This is a genomic window from Fructilactobacillus sp. X2R5C3 (assembly GCF_059901325.1).
The window spans coordinates 1-15,144 of sequence record NZ_JBWXUY010000002.1; the positions used below are offsets into that span (position 1 = coordinate 1).

Sequence of the window (15,144 nt, forward strand, 5' to 3'; positions counted from 1 at the left end):
TTGGAGGATTAGCTCAGCTGGGAGAGCATCTGCCTTACAAGCAGGAGGTCACAGGTTCGATCCCTGTATCCTCCATATTGAGCCGTTAGCTCAGTTGGTAGAGCATCTGACTTTTAATCAGAGGGTCGGCGGTTCGAACCCGCCACGGCTCATTATTTATATAAATAGCATGTATGCCGACTTAGCTCAGTTGGCAGAGCACCTGTCTTGTAAACAGGGGGTCGGAGGTTCGAATCCTCTAGTCGGCATTTATGCGGAAGTAGTTCAGTGGTAGAACGCCACCTTGCCATGGTGGAGGTCGCGGGTTCGAATCCCGTCTTCCGCTTATGTCAATTTATAATGCCGGGGTGGCGGAATTGGCAGACGCACAGGACTTAAAATCCTGCGGTCAGTGATGACCGTACCGGTTCGATCCCGGTCCTCGGCATATTATTATGCACCTATAGCGCAATTGGATAGAGTGTCTGACTACGAATCAGAAGGTTGTAGGTTCGACTCCTACTAGGTGCATTCATCGGGAAGTAGCTCAGCTTGGTAGAGCACCTGGTTTGGGACCAGGGGGTCGCAGGTTCGAATCCTGTCTTCCCGATTAGATACTTTTATGTATCTTAAATCGCGGTGTAGCTCAGCTGGCTAGAGCGTCCGGTTCATACCCGGGAGGTCGGGGGTTCGATCCCCTCTGCCGCGATTAGGTCTTGGACCTTTAGCTCAGTTGGTTAGAGCAGACGGCTCATAACCGTCCGGTCGTAGGTTCGAGTCCTACAAGGTCCATCCGAACGCTGTTTGGTGGGCGTTGAGGTTTATTGACTTATATGTTACAATTACTTTGTTGTTTTTGGAGGATTACCCAAGTCTGGCTGAAGGGAACGGTCTTGAAAACCGTCAGGCGAGTCAAATCGCGCGAGAGTTCGAATCTCTCATCCTCCTTTATATTATCGCGGGATAGAGCAGTCTGGTAGCTCGTCGGGCTCATAACCCGGAGGTCGTTGGTTCAAATCCAGCTCCCGCAATTTTGGTTCGTTGGTCTAGTTGGTTCAGGACGCCTGCCTGTCACGCAGGAGATCACGAGTTCGAGTCTCGTACGAACCGCTTAAATGGCTCGGTAGCTCAGTTGGTAGAGCAACGGATTGAAGCTCCGTGTGTCGGCAGTTCGATTCTGTCCCGCGCCACTTAATTTAATATTTTTATGCGGGTGTAGTTTAGTGGTAAAACCGTAGCCTTCCAAGCTACTGTCGCGAGTCCGATTCTCGTCACCCGCTTTTATTTGTTTTATTTGGGTCTATAGCTCAGTCGGTTTAGAGCGCACGCCTGATAAGCGTGAGGTCGATGGTTCGAGTCCACCTAGACCCATTGGAGAAGTACTCAAGTGGCTGAAGAGGCGCCCCTGCTAAGGGTGTAGGTCGCGCAAGCGGCGCGAGAGTTCGAATCTCTCCTTCTCCGTTTATTATGACCCGTTGGTCAAGTGGTTTAAGACACTGCCCTTTCACGGCAGTAACATGGGTTCGAATCCCGTACGGGTCATCATTATTTTTACTATATAATTATCGCGGGATAGAGCAGTCTGGTAGCTCGTCGGGCTCATAACCCGGAGGTCGTTGGTTCAAATCCAGCTCCCGCAATTTTGGTTCGTTGGTCTAGTTGGTTCAGGACGCCTGCCTGTCACGCAGGAGATCACGAGTTCGAGTCTCGTACGAACCGTATCATTATCATATAAAAAAAGAGATGAATTATTCATCTCTTTTTTTATATCTATTAATTATTTGTTGGTGCAACCCGTTGATAACTGGCTGAGCGGTAATCAATGTTAGGATCGTTTTTAAATTTAGAAACAATACTTTCAGGACGATTAGCCCAATCATTGTATGCGTATGCTCCACGCCATAAAGTGAGAATAATACGCTTAGTATGATCCTTTGAATCTGACATATAATACCCCGAAAACATTCCGCTTGGTAATTCAGGACTGCTCATGAAGGTGTTCATGTTTGCATCTAAAACTTTACGTTGGTCATCTGATGGTGAAAGTTCTACATAATTAATGAAATAACTCCAGTTGTCTTCGCCAACATGTGAAAGGACGTCATAAGTGATGGGACTTTTGAAAATTGATTCCTTTCCACTGTAATCTAGGAGCTGGAGGCCTGAATCATTATTGTTGGTGGAGAATAGTGCTAAATCCCTTTCAGGATTACTTTTCATGATGTGCACTAATACATTCTTCGTGCCAAATGTTACAGAAATTTGTCTTATCATATTATTAACTTCCTTTTGATGTAAATTGCTTCATAATTAGTTTAGAATAAATCCTAATGAGTTAAAAGGAAAATGTCCTAATTTTTGGAAATGGGGGATAAAAATGAAACTTACGGTTTTAGGTGATTATGGTGGTTATCCTTATGATGGAATTGGTACTAGTGGATATTTAGTTACTAGCGGTAACTTTAATTTGTTAATTGACTGTGGGAGCGGAGTAATGCTTTCATTAGAAAGGGTTTTAGATCCACTAAAATTAAATGCAGTTATCTTGTCACATTATCATGCAGATCACATCGCTGATGTTGGGGTGTTACAGTATTATTGGCAGTTAAGTGATAAACGTTATGACACCGATGTTTTGCCAATTTACGGAAACACAGCTGATCAGATTCATTACAACCAGTTAGATTGGCCCAATTCGACTGAAAAAGAACCCTTTAGTGTCGATAGTGAACTTGAAGTGGGACCATTTACAGTCACATTTTTAAAGACAATCCATCCCGTGCCAGCCTTTGCGATGAAGATTGTTGAACGATCATCTGGAAAAGTATTGAGTTATACAGCTGATACACGTTATTTTGATGGTCTAATTAATTTTGTTAAGAACTCTGATATGTTAATATCAGATACGAATTTCTTTGAGGACGTGGATGGTAAGTTGTGGCATATGACCTCTAAACAATCTGGTCACTTAGCTCGATTGTCTGATAGTAAGAACCTGTTAATAAGTCATCTCCCTCAAAGTGGTAGTCACGTAAAATTGTTACAGCAAGCACAAAAAGCCGCTGGCAAAAAGGTTAATGTTGAATTGCCTAGAATAAGAAAGGCAATTAGGATTTAGGAGGCGATTCATTTTATGAAATTCCATCGTGTTAACAAAGATACAATCCGTGTACTGATTAACAAGGAAGACTTAAAAAAACATGGAATTGGAATGCTTGATCTTTTAGGAAATCGAGAAAAATGTGAACAATTTTTCTATAGCATTCTTGATGAAGCTGACGTTGAAAAAGACTTTACGGATACAGATACGGTTTTGTTTCAAATTCTTCCTAGCCAAGATGGATTAGAGTTATTTATTAGTAAAGATAAGAATATTTCGAATCAAATTGGCGATAATGGTGGGATGTTACCTCCATTAAATGAAAAAGGAAAACAAAGAACCAGCAAAAACGTTAATGAAATTCGCAAGATGTATGATATCTTTGATAAAAAGACTGGTAAACGACTAATTCCAATCAAATTCAATTCATTTGATGATTTAATTGGTCTTGCCAATAAATGGAAGGAAGTTACTCCCCGCCATTCAGTAGAATTAAAAACTGATTTGTATCAATATCAAAATTCGTATATTATTATGTTTAGATACTATTTGAATGGTCAATACGATAGTGAGGGTAATTCTAATCTTGATGACCTTAATCATATGATTAATGATGAAATGGGAATTGTTTATGAGTATGGGAAAATTGCGCCGCTGACTGAAGACAAATTAAAGAAGTATGGTAAGCAAATTACGGTTGGTGATGCACTTGAAACAATTGCATATTATTTTAAGTAAAAAGATTCGCATTTAGCGAATCTTTTTTCGTATATTGCGAAGGGTCTTTTTTATGTTAATGGCTTTAGAAAATGGAAAGCTTGTTATGGCACGAGATGCCAAAAAGAATCATAAATATTATTGCTGTGATTGTGGTGAATTGGTAGTTTTGAGAAAGGGTATTAATAAAATTCCACATTTTGCTCATCAAGCAAATTCGAAGTGTAAAACGGGAGCCGGTGAATCTTATGCGCATACACTTGGCAAAGACATCATATTAAACTCGTTACCATGTGATGCTGATGTAGAGGTATATTTACCAGCTTTAAAGCAACGAGCAGATATTCTTTTGAGTAATATGGCAATTGAGTATCAATGCAGTCCTATTAGCTTTCAACAGTTGAGTAAGCGGGTAGCTGGTTACCATTCAATTGGTCTGGAATCTTCTTGGATCTTGGGAATGAAATATTATAAAAAGAAGGTTTCGAGTCCTTCGGTACTTCAATTCATTAGATATCATAAAAACACGGGGTACTATCTTGTTTATATGAATTCTTTTAGATCACGATATTTTATCCGCTACCAAATTCATCAAGTTGATGGGGTCTATCGTTACCGAGAGAAGTCATTTAAACGCTGGTATTCAATGTTTGAATTTTTTAACAAAAAGCAATCTGATAAATTAAAGCAGCCTAATTTAATCAAAGTATGTAAACAAATTGAGAAGAAAGTTCGCTATCGTGATCAGGGGATGATGGCTTTACAGGAATACTGTTACCTAAATGGAAAAACGGTGACTGGATGTCCACTTATTTGTCATCATTATCGGATGTTGCCTCCAATTTTCGGTCACCAGTGGTTGACTTGGGAAATAATTTTCATCTGTGAACTAAAAAAGTGGGTTGGTAAAAGTATTTTTCAATTTATGGATAAAGTATATCAAGAAAGCCATTTTGCTGATCCAAATGATCAATTTGTTTTTCTAACCAATGTTGAAAATGTAAGGAAGGCTTATATTCAAAGGTTTGTGGCTTGTTTGATTCATAATAAGCTGTTGGTGATTGATGATGGAAAGATTGAACGAGTTGAAGAATTTACGTGGTATAGAGATGTTTATGCTAAGATAAGCATGATTAAGAAACGTTCATGAAATGGAGATTGTAAAATGTCAAAGATAAATGATTTGCCAAATCGAAACGAGGTTCCAAAAGAATTAACTTGGGATTTGACTACTGTGTATAAGGATCATGCGGAGTTCGAACGAGCATATAGTGAAGCTAATGATTTAGTTGGAAAGGTTAGTCAATTAAAGGGGCAACTTGGCTTAAATAGTGAGTCGCTTTTAAATGTAATTAGGCAAGTATTGGACTTGAATCGAAAATATGAAAAATTATATGTTTATGCTCAGTCAGCTAGTGATGTTGATACTACTAATAATGAATTACAGAGTGACATGGATCGGGTTGAAAAACTAGGAAGTAAGGTGGGACAATCACAGTCTTGGTTAGAGCCCGAAATCATTTCCTTAGGGTCTGAAAGCATCGAACAGTTTATTAAGGAAAATCCAAAGTTAAAAGAATATCGAAGACTTTTTGATAAGATTTTAGTTAATCAGGATCATGTCTTACCTGAGGACCAAGAAAAGTTGATGGCTAGGGCTTCAACAATTTTTGAGGCACCCGAAAAGACATTTGGAATCTTAGATAGTTCTGACCTTAAATTTCCTCAGGTGGATGATGGGTCAGGTAAAAACGTACGACTTTCTAACGGTATTTATAGTTTACTCTTGGAGTCGCAAGATCGAAAAGTGAGAAAGAATGCTTTCAAATCCTTTTACTCAACCTTTGATCAATTTCAAAACACACTTGCTTCAACTTTGTCAGCCGAAGTGTCTGTTCATAACTTTGAAGCACAGACGAGAAAATATGATTCAGCAAGACAAATGGCAATGAATGAAAATGAGATTCCTGAAACTGTCTATACAACCTTAGTAAAAAGTGTTCATGAACACTTACCGTTATTTCATCGGTACGTTGCGCTTAGAAAAAAAGCTTTAAATGTTTCTGAATTACACATGTATGATATGTACGTGCCATTAAGTGGAAAACCAAGTCTTAAGTATTCCTTTGGTCAAGCCAAGGATGAAGCTTTAAAAGCACTAAGTGTTTACGGTCCGGACTACGTTAAACATGTTAAAGAAGAATTTAATAATCGCTGGATTGATGTAGTTGAAAATAAAGGAAAACGCACGGGAGCATACTCATCTGGGATGTATGATACGAATCCATTTGTTTTGCTTAATTGGCAAGATAATCTTGATAATTTATACACTTTGGTGCACGAGACAGGACATAGTATGCATAGTTACTATACTTCTCATAACCAACCATACCAGTACGGCGATTATTCAATCTTCGTAGCTGAAATTGCGTCAACAACTAATGAAAACATCCTGACGGATTATTTACTTAAGAATAATTCAGATCCAGAGGTTCGCAAATACATCCTTAATTCCTATTTAGATGGAGTAAAGGGAACAATTTTTCGGCAAACCCAGTTTGCTGAATTTGAAGAGTTTATCCATCAATCAGAACAAGAAGGAAAGTCGTTAACTGCGGACTTTATGAACAAATATTACTTTAATTTGAACCAAGAATATTATGGAAAAGACGTTGTTTCTGATCCTGAGATTCGACTTGAATGGTCCAGAATTCCTCATTTTTACTATGATTTCTACGTTTATCAATACGCAACTGGTTTTGCGGCTGCTTCCGCATTAGCGGATCGAGTTATGAGTGGAGATCCTAAAAAGATTGATTCGTATCTGAACTATTTAAAATCAGGAAGTAGTAAGAATCCTATTACTATTATGAAAGCAGCTGGAGTTGATATGACTAAACCGGATTATTTAAATCAAGCCTTTGATAAGTTTGAAAAACGCTTAGATGAACTGGAAAAAATGCTTTAGATTTACTATAAGCACAATGTTTGAAATATTATGTGAGAGGAATATGCTGTACTTGTAATTAATTGAGGAGGGGTGTTTGCATGACAGCTAGAGATGAAACATTTACATTAAACAATGGGATTAAGATTCCCAAGATTTTTTTTGGAACCTATGAAATTCCAGCTAGAGAGACGGAAAAGAGTGTCGATCAAGCATTAAAAGATGGTTATCCTGGGATCGATACTGCACGTGATTATGGAAATGAACGTGAAGTTGGAAATGCAATCAAGAACAGTGATGTTAACCGTGATGATATTTTTCTGACCACTAAGATTGAAAGCCCAGAATCTTATGATGAAGCAACTAAAATGATTGATGAAGCATTGGAAAAATTACAAACTGACTATATTGATTTAATGTTGTATCATTGGCCTGCAGGTGATTTAACGGAAACTTACAGAGCAATGGAAGATGCCGTTAAGGCTGGTAAACTAAAGAGCATCGGTTTGTCCAACTTTTATGGTGATGATCTCAGTACCATTTTGAAGAGTGCAACCATTAAACCAGTTGTCGATCAAGTTGAGACTAACGTATTTCGGCAACAAAGGGACTTTTTGCCGGTTGCTAAAAAAGATGATTTACGACTGGAAGCTTGGTCACCATTTGCACGAGGTCGTAACGGCTTCTTTACCAATGAAACGTTGGGAAAGATTGCTCAAGCTCACGATAAGACCATTGGTCAGGTGGGCCTTCGCTTCTTAATTCAAAATGGAATTATTGTTTTACCACGATCCACTAAACCAGATCGGATTAAGAGTAATTTGGATATTTTCAATTTTGAGTTAACACCCGATGAAATGAAAGAAATTAATAAGCTAGATACTGAAAAGAGCCAGTTTGGTTGGCTTTAGTAATAAAAAAGTGGTCTCGCACTATTAGGTGCGAAACCACTTTTTTTTATTCTAGAGAACCCTTAGATTATTTGTTTGTTTAATTTTACCATCAAGTTCTCGTGATTCCTTTTGAATTATGTGATTACAAATATCAAATAACTCTTGGTAGTCAACTTTATCAATTAGTAAACCGTTGTCTGAAGAATCACAGTCGAATATTACTAGATTACCATGATTTGAGATATTCATTTCTGAAATCATTTGTTGATCAGATTGAAAGGTGCTCTCAGTTAATTTTGAACGACGGTCTTCTTTAAACATTTCCAAGTCTAGATTAGCTTTTTGGGCAATGTCGTAAACTAAGCTATCACAGTAAGTCATGTTTCTTTTTAGAATGTCGTGCTGTAGTGCAAATAAAAATGTTCGACCTTTTTTTGCTCCTTGAAATAGGGCTGCTTTATAATCAAGGATTAGTTTATATGGAAGAAGTTGTGAGTGAGCTTCCTTATTACCAGATATAACGCTAAGGTTCATGATCGGAATGATTCGAAATGATGTCTTACAGGGTAATTGCTTTGATAAACGATCAATAGTTCGTTCAGACTCAGCACAATCACTGCAAGTTGGGTCTACAAATAAATATAGTTCAATCATAACTTTTTCCTTTCCTAGTTTGTTATCTTTCTCTTCTATAACGACGCACTTACTAGATTATCATTTTTTTATAAAAATTCAATAAATTTGTTTTAGTACTCTTATTATACTGGGATGATAATTAAGTGTGGTATTATGTTTCTGGAACAATATGACAGACTGGAGATTGTTGTTTTATGGTAAAGAATTGGGATGACTTTTTATTTCCATATCAAGAAGCTTCAAAGGAATTAAAATTAAAATTACGTGGGATTCGCTCAGAGTACTTAGAACGCGGCGAACGCTCACCAATTGAGTTTGTTACTAGTAGAATTAAACCAATTGATAGTATCAAAGAAAAAATGCAGCGACGTCACATTGAGGAAGCGCGCTTGTCTGAAGACATGGAAGATATTTGTGGATTGCGCATTATGTGTGAATTTCTTGATGATATTTACACAGTAGTAGACATTCTTAGAAAACGAAATGACATTAATATTTTAGAAGAACGGGATTACGTTAATAATGAGAAAGCCAGTGGCTACCGTTCATACCACATTGTATTTAGTTATCCCTTGCAGTTAGTCGATGGGCAAAGGGATATTCTGGCTGAAATTCAAATTAGAACTTTAGCAATGAACTTTTGGGCTACCATTGAACATTCTTTAAATTATAAGCATCCTGATGTTTTTCCTCCTGAAGTTCATAAGAGGTTACAGGGGGCATCGGAAACCGCTTATAAGTTGGATGAAGAAATGTTAGAGATTAAACAAGAGTTAGATCGAGATCTTAAGGCTCAAAACGATAAACACGATAAACACGAATCGAGGGACCAAAAATGAAAATTGCAATTTATAGTAACGATGGTGAGACCTCGAGTCGAATTGCATCGGAATTATCAAAAGAGATTGAAAATGCAAAAGATTTAGAAATTGATGAACTTAATCCTGAAATTGTAATTTCCGTTGGTGGAGATGGTACGTTACTTTCTGCTTTTCATCATTACGATGATTTGACTGACAAGATTAGGTTCGTTGGAATTCACACGGGTCATTTGGGATTTTATACTGACTGGCGTGATACTGAAGTGACCCAGTTGGTTGAAAGTTTGAAGCATGATAATGGTCAAAGTGTTAGCTATCCCTTATTAGATATCGAAGTAGATTATGCTGATGGTGGCCAACCAGATTATATGATTGCGCTAAATGAAGCGACGTTTAAAAAATTATTTGGAACGATGGTGGCCAAAGTCTTCATCAAAGGAGAACTTTTTGAAAACTTTCGTGGCGATGGATTATGTATTTCAACTCCCACTGGATCAACCGCATACAATAAATCAGTAGGGGGAGCAATTATTTCGCCTAAGTTCAATTCAATTCAAGTGGCTGAGATGGCTTCAATTAATAACCGGGTTTTTCGAACGATTGGTTCACCGATCATTATTCCACCAACTGAATCTATTACGATTGTGCCAGAGGTATCACTCCATAACGTTCTAACATACGACCAGTTATTAATTAAAGATCGTCCAATTAAGTCCATTAAATTCAAAATTTCCAAACGAAGAATTTATTTTGCCAAATATCGTCACACTCATTTTTGGCAGCGGGTAAGTAATTCATTCATTGGGGAAACCCTTGACGATGATTAGTTTTGATTGGATTTATGATGAATATAAACCCATGAAAGTCAGAACGTTTGTGATGAAAAATGGGGTTACCAGATCGCTACTTAAAAGTATTCGTTATCATGGTGGTCACTTGATGGTGAATAGCAGGGATGTCTATACTAGTTTTGAATTATCACGTGGTGATCGAGTTAAGGTTATTTTGCCACCTGAAGAACAAAATGATTTTTTGCAGGTTTCAAATTCACCGATTAAGATTTTATTTGAAAATGATAATTTTTTGGTAATTGATAAGCCGGTCGGAGTTGCTTCAGTTCCTTCACATATTTATCCTAATGACACAATTTTAAATCGTGTTTTAGGTTATTATGTTCGTAATGATTATCCAAGTAAGAAGGTTCACATCGTTAATCGGCTTGATCGTGATACGAGTGGTCCGGTTATTTTTGCTAAGAATCATTTAGCTCATTCGGTACTTGATAAGCAACTGAAAGACCGACAGGTAAAAAAATATTATGTTGCCGTTGTGTTAGGTGAACTTAACATCAAGCACGGGCAGATTGTGCTCCCAATTGGTAGAAAACCAGGATCGTTTATCGAACGAGAAGTCAGAAATGACGGCAAATATTGTCGAACTGAATTTTGGACATTGAAGATTAATAATGGAATGTCATTGGTCAAAATTAGGTTGCATACGGGGCGAACACATCAAATTCGGGTTCATTTTGCAAGAATTGGATATCCGCTTGTGGGAGACTGGCTATACAATCCTTACGAACACAGCAATAAACGGCAAAAATTACATTGTTATCAGACAATTTTTTTTGATCCGTTTGAAAAAAAAGACGTCAAAGTCGAATCCCAAATTCCTAGTGATTTTAAAGAGTTGTTGAATTAAGATTTATTGATTTTTATAATATTTGGTTAGCTAAAACGTATAATTCTAGGACACCAGTGTCCTAGAATTTTATTTTTTCATGAGTTAAAGATGAGCCAAAATAAATAATTAAGTAAATTGGGGTAGACATTTTTAAGATTTCACTTTAGAATAATTACTATTAATATTGTTTATATTTTTATTAATTTTTGATCGTTAGATGTTATACTTAATTATGATGTTACAGTTTTGAAAAGGAGAGATAATTGATGAAGAAGCTCATTAAGAAGCACAACCAAATGGCTCTTAGTACTGGAGAGACTAAACGCCGTAACAAATTGGTGAAAACCAAAAAGGGCTGGATGAAAGTAGCTATGGGTACGGTCTTTGCCAGTGCGGCATTGTTCACGTTTAACTTAAATAGTTCAGTAAATGCTGATAAGGTAAGTACTGTCCCAGTTTCTGAAAGTGAACCGGCTTCAAATGTTCAACCAAAGAAGGAAATTGTTCAAGAACAACCAACAGTTGCAAACACTAATCAAACCCAAAACGATAGTGGTTCAACCCAAGTGGAAAACACTAATAAGACTGCCACACAGTTACAACAAGCAGGATCAGTAAATGGTGAGACAAATACAGAAGTTAAGAATTCTTCTGAAACAAATGTACATACACCAACATTACAATCAAGTGATTCTAAACAATCTCAGAACGAAAATGAAGTTACTACTGATAATCAACAACCAACTAAGACTGATCAATCAGTTCAAACTAACTCATTAAATGATAGTAATGCTGTTTCAAAATCGACCGAGACTAATAATGTCAAAGATCAGAATAATTCTAATGAACGGCAACAATCACCAAAAGTTTCAGAGACTAGTGATCAAAAGCAAGTAACTAAAACTCCTAAGGCTGATGATAGTCAACAATCAGTACAGAATTCTGAAGTTGCTCTCAAGGCAGCTGATAATGCTGAAAACGAGAACAAAGTTTCTGAAAATAATAATGAGCATCAACAGAATGCAGATCAAAATCAAAACGTTAACTTAAAGGCTGACGTTGCCACTCCAGATAAGCAGATTGGTCCTGGTTATTATGATTCAAGCGTTGAAAACAACGTAAATCAAAACGTGCAACGCCCATCACAATATACTAATTTTAATGTTTCAAATAACACTAATTTTGCCAGTTATACTCAGGACTTTATTAATAAGGTGACTCCTGGTGCAATTGCTGGATGGAAGAAATATGGTGTTTTACCATCAATTTCAATCGCTCAGGCCATCATTGAAAGTGGTTGGGGGAGATCTGGATTAGCCGTTAAGGGTAACAATTTATTTGGAATCAAAGGTTCTTATAACGGTCAATCAATTTACTTTCCAACTCAAGAATACATCAATGGACACTGGGTTACTGTTCAAGCAGCCTTTAGATTATACCCAAGCTGGGCTGCAAGCATTGAAGACCATGGTGCTTTCTTAAGAGACAACCCACGTTACAGCAACTTACTTGGCGTACGAGATTACGTGAGTGTAGCCTATGCTTTACAAAATGATGGATATGCGACTGATCCTAGTTATGCTCAGACACTTATTAACTGTGTCCGTAACTATAATTTAACTAGCATCGATCAAATCGCCTTTCAAGATGAAGGTAATCCACTACCAGCTCCTGATGTTAAGCCAGCTTCTGGTACTTATACCTTCAGTCAAACCACCAATATTAGAACTTCACCAAGCCTAAGTGCTCCAGTTGTAGGACAATATAAGGCTGGAGAAAGTGTCATTTACAATGGGACTGTTGATGCTGATGGATATACATGGTTAAGATACAAATCATATTCTGGTGATGATTTGTATGTTGCTAAGGTAAGCGACGTACCAGCCTCAAATCCAGAGTCAAATGTCACACCAGCTTCTGGAACCTATACATTCGGTCAAACTACTAACATTAGAACTGCTCCAAGTACTAGTTCTCAGATTGTAGGTCAATACGATGCCGGTGAACGAGTTGTTTATGATGGTACTATCCAAGCCGATGGATACACATGGCTAAGATATCGTGGTGGATCAGGTGCCTATCGTTATGTTGTTAAATTAAGCAATACTTCCACTCCCGCACCTAATCCAGATGCAAACGTTAAGCAAGAATCAGGGATGTATACCTTTAATCAAACTACCAACATTAGAACTGCTCCAAGTACTAGTGCACAAATTGTGGGACAGTACGATGCCGGTGAGCGAGTTGTTTATGATGGTACTGTTAATGCCGATGGATACACATGGTTAAGATATAAGGCAGCTTCAGGTGCCTACCGTTACGTTGCTAAACTAGATAACAATACTTCAACTCCAAATAACCAACCAAATGTCACTGAAACTTCAGGTACTTATACATTTGGTCAAACTACAAACGTCAGAACTGCTCCAAATACTAATTCACAGGTCGTAGGCCAATATAATGCTGGTGAACGAGTAGTGTACGATGGCAAAGTAATTGCTAATGGATACACATGGTTAAGATATCGTGGTGGATCAGGTGCCTACCGTTATGTTGCTGAATTAGGAAATGGTTCTGTTTCTGGTAACAACCAATCAGACGTTACTCCCACTTCTGGCCGATTTACTTTCAGACACGCTACTAACATTAGAACTTCACCAAGTACTAGTTCACAAGTTGTGGGACAATATGATGCTGGAGAAAGCGTTGTTTATGATGGCAAAGTAATTGCTAATGGATACACATGGTTAAGATACCGAGCAGCTTCAGGTGCATATCGTTACGTTGCCGACTTGAACTAAAATTAATTAGGTGAAAATAATTTTTAGAAACACCCTTAAACATTTTCAAATAAATGAAATGGAGTATGGATTATGAACTTAAAGAAAGTAACCTCACTAATTTTAATTAGTTTTGCAGTGGTCACCATTGGAGTGTTTGTGCCTAATGTGGGACATGTTAATGCGCAAACTACTCAATTTGCGCAGGGTAATAGTGGTCAAGGGGAGATTGTAGTTCACTACGTTGATCAAAATGGTCACGTAATTCGTCCTGCAACCACCGCCATGGGAGCAACTGGTAGTACCTATATTGCGTCGATTCCTAACATTCCTGGATACAAGTATTCTAGTATTCAAAATGGACAAAATAATAGTAATGGTCCCCAAATGACATTTGGTGGTAGTGATAGTTCGACAGATATTATGGAAATGACGATTATTTATTCATCAACTGGTAACAGTACGGCAAATAATAAACAACCTAACCGTGCTAATGCTGGTGTGAGTTCCAATGGTAGTCAGACTAATGGTAAAAATAATAACGGGACTAGTGATAGTTCAGCTACTGGCACCCAGAAAAATGCTACTAGTAATAATCAGACGAATGAAAAAAAGCAAAATGAAAAAGCCAAGGATCAATCAAAGGCCAAAGGTAATTCCCAAAAACCCAATGCTGATAAGAATGCCAAGGATAAAAAGAATCAATCTGATAAGAAGAATCAGAAAAACAAAAAGGCAAAAAAAGATCATGACAAAAATGATGCTAAGCACGAGAAAAAAGATGGGAGCATTACTCCCTGGGTAGTTGGAGGAATTATTGTGGTGGTAGTTGCTGGAGTTGGTGCTTTTCTATGGCACAAGTTCAGAGGACCACGTCATTTTGAACATTAAGAAAGTTCATTGATTGGAGAAAAACAAATAATCCCGTAACGCTAGTTTTTAGCGTTACGGGATTATTTTTATAGCTGAAGCTATTTTTTGTTAATTATAATATTGGGATCAGCAATCTTTTGGACCTTATCCAATTCATCTTTGGACTCTACGAGTGGAATTAACTGAAGATTCTGATAATTTTTTATTTTTGCAGATAAACTTTCTATTCTGGTTGATGCAACTACTCCAGCAAAGTTATTGTTATCAATCCAGTTCAGAGTATCAGTCCAATTTTTTTCAATTATTTGATCAAATACAGGTGAAAAATACAGTTGCATGCCGCCTGCGGCCGCCATCAAAATTTCCATGGCCTCTAAGCCGACTTTATTTTGGTCATTTAAAGCACCAATAATGACACCATCAACACCTAACTCTTGGCATTGAAAAAGATCATCTTCCATGATTTTTATCTCAGAATCATTAAAGGTACTAGTATTATTATTTGATGAAATTAAGACGTCGATGCTTCGCTTTTTTTCGTGAGCATATTTACATGTTTCTGCGATAAATCCACGACTGGGGGTCATCATTTCCTGATTAATTGCAATTTTTAATTGAGAACTTTCAAGTTCAGCAGATACCTCTCTAAATTTTGATACAAGTGGTTCAACGATTGTCATATAAACTACCTCCTGCAACAATTATAACTATTATG

The 15,144-nt window shown here is 37.4% G+C and carries 13 protein-coding genes and 19 tRNA genes; 29 read left to right on the plus strand and 3 right to left on the minus strand.

Features of this window, described 5'->3' with window-relative positions:
* The first annotated feature begins 2 nt into the window (after positions 1-2).
* The 19 genes from AC6UDE_RS02900 to AC6UDE_RS02990 all read left to right on the plus strand — a co-directional run bounded on the left by AC6UDE_RS02900 (position 3) and on the right by AC6UDE_RS02990 (position 1,698).
* Positions 3-75 (plus strand) — tRNA-Val (locus tag AC6UDE_RS02900).
* Positions 76-79: 4 nt separating this feature from the next.
* A tRNA-Lys gene (locus tag AC6UDE_RS02905) sits at positions 80-152 on the plus strand.
* Positions 153-175: 23 nt separating this feature from the next.
* Positions 176-248 (plus strand) — tRNA-Thr (locus AC6UDE_RS02910).
* 5 nt (positions 249-253) lie between these two features.
* Positions 254-325: transfer RNA gene (locus AC6UDE_RS02915), tRNA-Gly, on the plus strand.
* 16 nt (positions 326-341) lie between these two features.
* Positions 342-427, plus strand: a tRNA-Leu gene (locus AC6UDE_RS02920).
* Between the two features lie 9 nt (positions 428-436).
* Positions 437-510, plus strand: a tRNA-Arg gene (locus AC6UDE_RS02925).
* Between the two features lie 5 nt (positions 511-515).
* Positions 516-589: transfer RNA gene (locus AC6UDE_RS02930), tRNA-Pro, on the plus strand.
* A gap of 25 nt (positions 590-614) precedes the next feature.
* Positions 615-688, plus strand: a tRNA-Met gene (locus AC6UDE_RS02935).
* Between the two features lie 9 nt (positions 689-697).
* A tRNA-Ile gene (locus AC6UDE_RS02940) sits at positions 698-771 on the plus strand.
* A 66-nt stretch (positions 772-837) separates the two neighbouring features.
* A tRNA-Ser gene (locus AC6UDE_RS02945) sits at positions 838-927 on the plus strand.
* Positions 928-936: 9 nt separating this feature from the next.
* A tRNA-Met gene (locus AC6UDE_RS02950) sits at positions 937-1,010 on the plus strand.
* A gap of 4 nt (positions 1,011-1,014) precedes the next feature.
* Positions 1,015-1,089 (plus strand) — tRNA-Asp (locus AC6UDE_RS02955).
* Positions 1,090-1,096: 7 nt separating this feature from the next.
* A tRNA-Phe gene (locus AC6UDE_RS02960) sits at positions 1,097-1,169 on the plus strand.
* A 19-nt stretch (positions 1,170-1,188) separates the two neighbouring features.
* Positions 1,189-1,259, plus strand: a tRNA-Gly gene (locus AC6UDE_RS02965).
* Positions 1,260-1,275: 16 nt separating this feature from the next.
* Positions 1,276-1,350: transfer RNA gene (locus AC6UDE_RS02970), tRNA-Ile, on the plus strand.
* Between the two features lie 2 nt (positions 1,351-1,352).
* Positions 1,353-1,440: transfer RNA gene (locus AC6UDE_RS02975), tRNA-Ser, on the plus strand.
* Between the two features lie 8 nt (positions 1,441-1,448).
* Positions 1,449-1,521 (plus strand) — tRNA-Glu (locus tag AC6UDE_RS02980).
* 24 nt (positions 1,522-1,545) lie between these two features.
* Positions 1,546-1,619 (plus strand) — tRNA-Met (locus AC6UDE_RS02985).
* 4 nt (positions 1,620-1,623) lie between these two features.
* Positions 1,624-1,698 (plus strand) — tRNA-Asp (locus AC6UDE_RS02990).
* Positions 1,699-1,752: 54 nt separating this feature from the next.
* On the opposite strand, the gene AC6UDE_RS02995 is transcribed toward AC6UDE_RS02990, so the two are convergent.
* The gene (locus AC6UDE_RS02995; RefSeq protein WP_500693954.1) at positions 1,753-2,253 is read right to left on the minus strand and encodes a hypothetical protein; all 501 of its coding nucleotides are present in this window, start codon (positions 2,251-2,253) and stop codon (positions 1,753-1,755) included.
* A gap of 103 nt (positions 2,254-2,356) precedes the next feature.
* On the opposite strand from AC6UDE_RS02995, the gene AC6UDE_RS03000 reads away from it, so the two are divergent.
* The 5 genes from AC6UDE_RS03000 to AC6UDE_RS03020 all read left to right on the plus strand — a co-directional run bounded on the left by AC6UDE_RS03000 (position 2,357) and on the right by AC6UDE_RS03020 (position 7,654).
* Entirely contained in the window at positions 2,357-3,097 is a 741-nt protein-coding gene (locus AC6UDE_RS03000; RefSeq protein WP_500695515.1) for an MBL fold metallo-hydrolase, read from the plus strand.
* Between the two features lie 15 nt (positions 3,098-3,112).
* Complete coding sequence (locus tag AC6UDE_RS03005; protein WP_500695516.1) at positions 3,113-3,817, plus strand: adaptor protein MecA; 705 nt, start codon at positions 3,113-3,115, stop codon at positions 3,815-3,817.
* Between the two features lie 58 nt (positions 3,818-3,875).
* A complete protein-coding gene (locus AC6UDE_RS03010) occupies positions 3,876-4,946 on the plus strand; it encodes a competence protein CoiA (RefSeq protein ID WP_500695517.1) in 1,071 nt (356 codons plus the stop codon).
* Positions 4,947-4,961: 15 nt separating this feature from the next.
* Complete coding sequence (gene pepF, locus AC6UDE_RS03015; protein WP_500695518.1) at positions 4,962-6,764, plus strand: oligoendopeptidase F; 1,803 nt, start codon at positions 4,962-4,964, stop codon at positions 6,762-6,764.
* A gap of 80 nt (positions 6,765-6,844) precedes the next feature.
* A complete protein-coding gene (locus AC6UDE_RS03020; protein WP_500696576.1) occupies positions 6,845-7,654 on the plus strand; it encodes an aldo/keto reductase in 810 nt (269 codons plus the stop codon).
* A 51-nt stretch (positions 7,655-7,705) separates the two neighbouring features.
* Here the strand turns inward: AC6UDE_RS03020 and AC6UDE_RS03025 are convergent, their stop codons facing one another.
* Complete coding sequence (locus AC6UDE_RS03025) at positions 7,706-8,290, minus strand: DsbA family protein (RefSeq protein ID WP_500696577.1); 585 nt, start codon at positions 8,288-8,290, stop codon at positions 7,706-7,708.
* 176 nt (positions 8,291-8,466) lie between these two features.
* On the opposite strand from AC6UDE_RS03025, the gene AC6UDE_RS03030 reads away from it, so the two are divergent.
* From AC6UDE_RS03030 to AC6UDE_RS03050, 5 genes are all read left to right on the plus strand, one after another.
* Positions 8,467-9,111 (plus strand): GTP pyrophosphokinase, encoded by a 645-nt coding sequence (locus tag AC6UDE_RS03030; protein ID WP_500696578.1) that lies wholly within the window; start codon positions 8,467-8,469, stop codon positions 9,109-9,111.
* Positions 9,108-9,920 carry an NAD kinase gene (locus tag AC6UDE_RS03035; protein WP_500693946.1) on the plus strand — a complete coding sequence of 271 codons (813 nt, stop codon included), beginning with the start codon at positions 9,108-9,110 and terminating at the stop codon, positions 9,918-9,920. The genes AC6UDE_RS03030 and AC6UDE_RS03035 overlap by 4 nt, the downstream gene beginning before the upstream one ends.
* A complete protein-coding gene (locus AC6UDE_RS03040; RefSeq protein WP_500696579.1) occupies positions 9,913-10,794 on the plus strand; it encodes an RluA family pseudouridine synthase in 882 nt (293 codons plus the stop codon). The genes AC6UDE_RS03035 and AC6UDE_RS03040 overlap by 8 nt, the downstream gene beginning before the upstream one ends.
* Before the next feature lie 248 nt (positions 10,795-11,042).
* A complete protein-coding gene (locus tag AC6UDE_RS03045; protein WP_500696580.1) occupies positions 11,043-13,577 on the plus strand; it encodes an SH3 domain-containing protein in 2,535 nt (844 codons plus the stop codon).
* 72 nt (positions 13,578-13,649) lie between these two features.
* The gene (locus tag AC6UDE_RS03050; protein WP_500696581.1) at positions 13,650-14,447 is read left to right on the plus strand and encodes a MucBP domain-containing protein; all 798 of its coding nucleotides are present in this window, start codon (positions 13,650-13,652) and stop codon (positions 14,445-14,447) included.
* An 80-nt stretch (positions 14,448-14,527) separates the two neighbouring features.
* On the opposite strand, the gene AC6UDE_RS03055 is transcribed toward AC6UDE_RS03050, so the two are convergent.
* Positions 14,528-15,109 (minus strand): copper homeostasis protein CutC, encoded by a 582-nt coding sequence (locus AC6UDE_RS03055; protein ID WP_500696582.1) that lies wholly within the window; start codon positions 15,107-15,109, stop codon positions 14,528-14,530.
* Positions 15,110-15,144 lie beyond the last annotated feature (35 nt).

What these genes read in the sequence shown, in the direction of transcription:
- AC6UDE_RS03000 (WP_500695515.1), top strand. Translation starts at nt 2,357, where the DNA reads ATGAAACTTACGGTTTTAGGTGATTATGGTGGTTATCCTTATGATGGA.
- AC6UDE_RS03040 (WP_500696579.1), top strand. Translation starts at nt 9,913, where the DNA reads ATGATTAGTTTTGATTGGATTTATGATGAATATAAACCCATGAAAGTC.
- AC6UDE_RS02995 (WP_500693954.1), bottom strand. Translation starts at nt 2,253, where the DNA reads ATGATAAGACAAATTTCTGTAACATTTGGCACGAAGAATGTATTAGTG.
- AC6UDE_RS03035 (WP_500693946.1), top strand. Translation starts at nt 9,108, where the DNA reads ATGAAAATTGCAATTTATAGTAACGATGGTGAGACCTCGAGTCGAATT.
- AC6UDE_RS03050 (WP_500696581.1), top strand. Translation starts at nt 13,650, where the DNA reads ATGAACTTAAAGAAAGTAACCTCACTAATTTTAATTAGTTTTGCAGTG.
- AC6UDE_RS03020 (WP_500696576.1), top strand. Translation starts at nt 6,845, where the DNA reads ATGACAGCTAGAGATGAAACATTTACATTAAACAATGGGATTAAGATT.
- AC6UDE_RS03025 (WP_500696577.1), bottom strand. Translation starts at nt 8,290, where the DNA reads ATGATTGAACTATATTTATTTGTAGACCCAACTTGCAGTGATTGTGCT.
- AC6UDE_RS03045 (WP_500696580.1), top strand. Translation starts at nt 11,043, where the DNA reads ATGAAGAAGCTCATTAAGAAGCACAACCAAATGGCTCTTAGTACTGGA.
- AC6UDE_RS03010 (WP_500695517.1), top strand. Translation starts at nt 3,876, where the DNA reads ATGGCTTTAGAAAATGGAAAGCTTGTTATGGCACGAGATGCCAAAAAG.
- AC6UDE_RS03055 (WP_500696582.1), bottom strand. Translation starts at nt 15,109, where the DNA reads ATGACAATCGTTGAACCACTTGTATCAAAATTTAGAGAGGTATCTGCT.
- AC6UDE_RS03030 (WP_500696578.1), top strand. Translation starts at nt 8,467, where the DNA reads ATGGTAAAGAATTGGGATGACTTTTTATTTCCATATCAAGAAGCTTCA.
- pepF (WP_500695518.1), top strand. Translation starts at nt 4,962, where the DNA reads ATGTCAAAGATAAATGATTTGCCAAATCGAAACGAGGTTCCAAAAGAA.
- AC6UDE_RS03005 (WP_500695516.1), top strand. Translation starts at nt 3,113, where the DNA reads ATGAAATTCCATCGTGTTAACAAAGATACAATCCGTGTACTGATTAAC.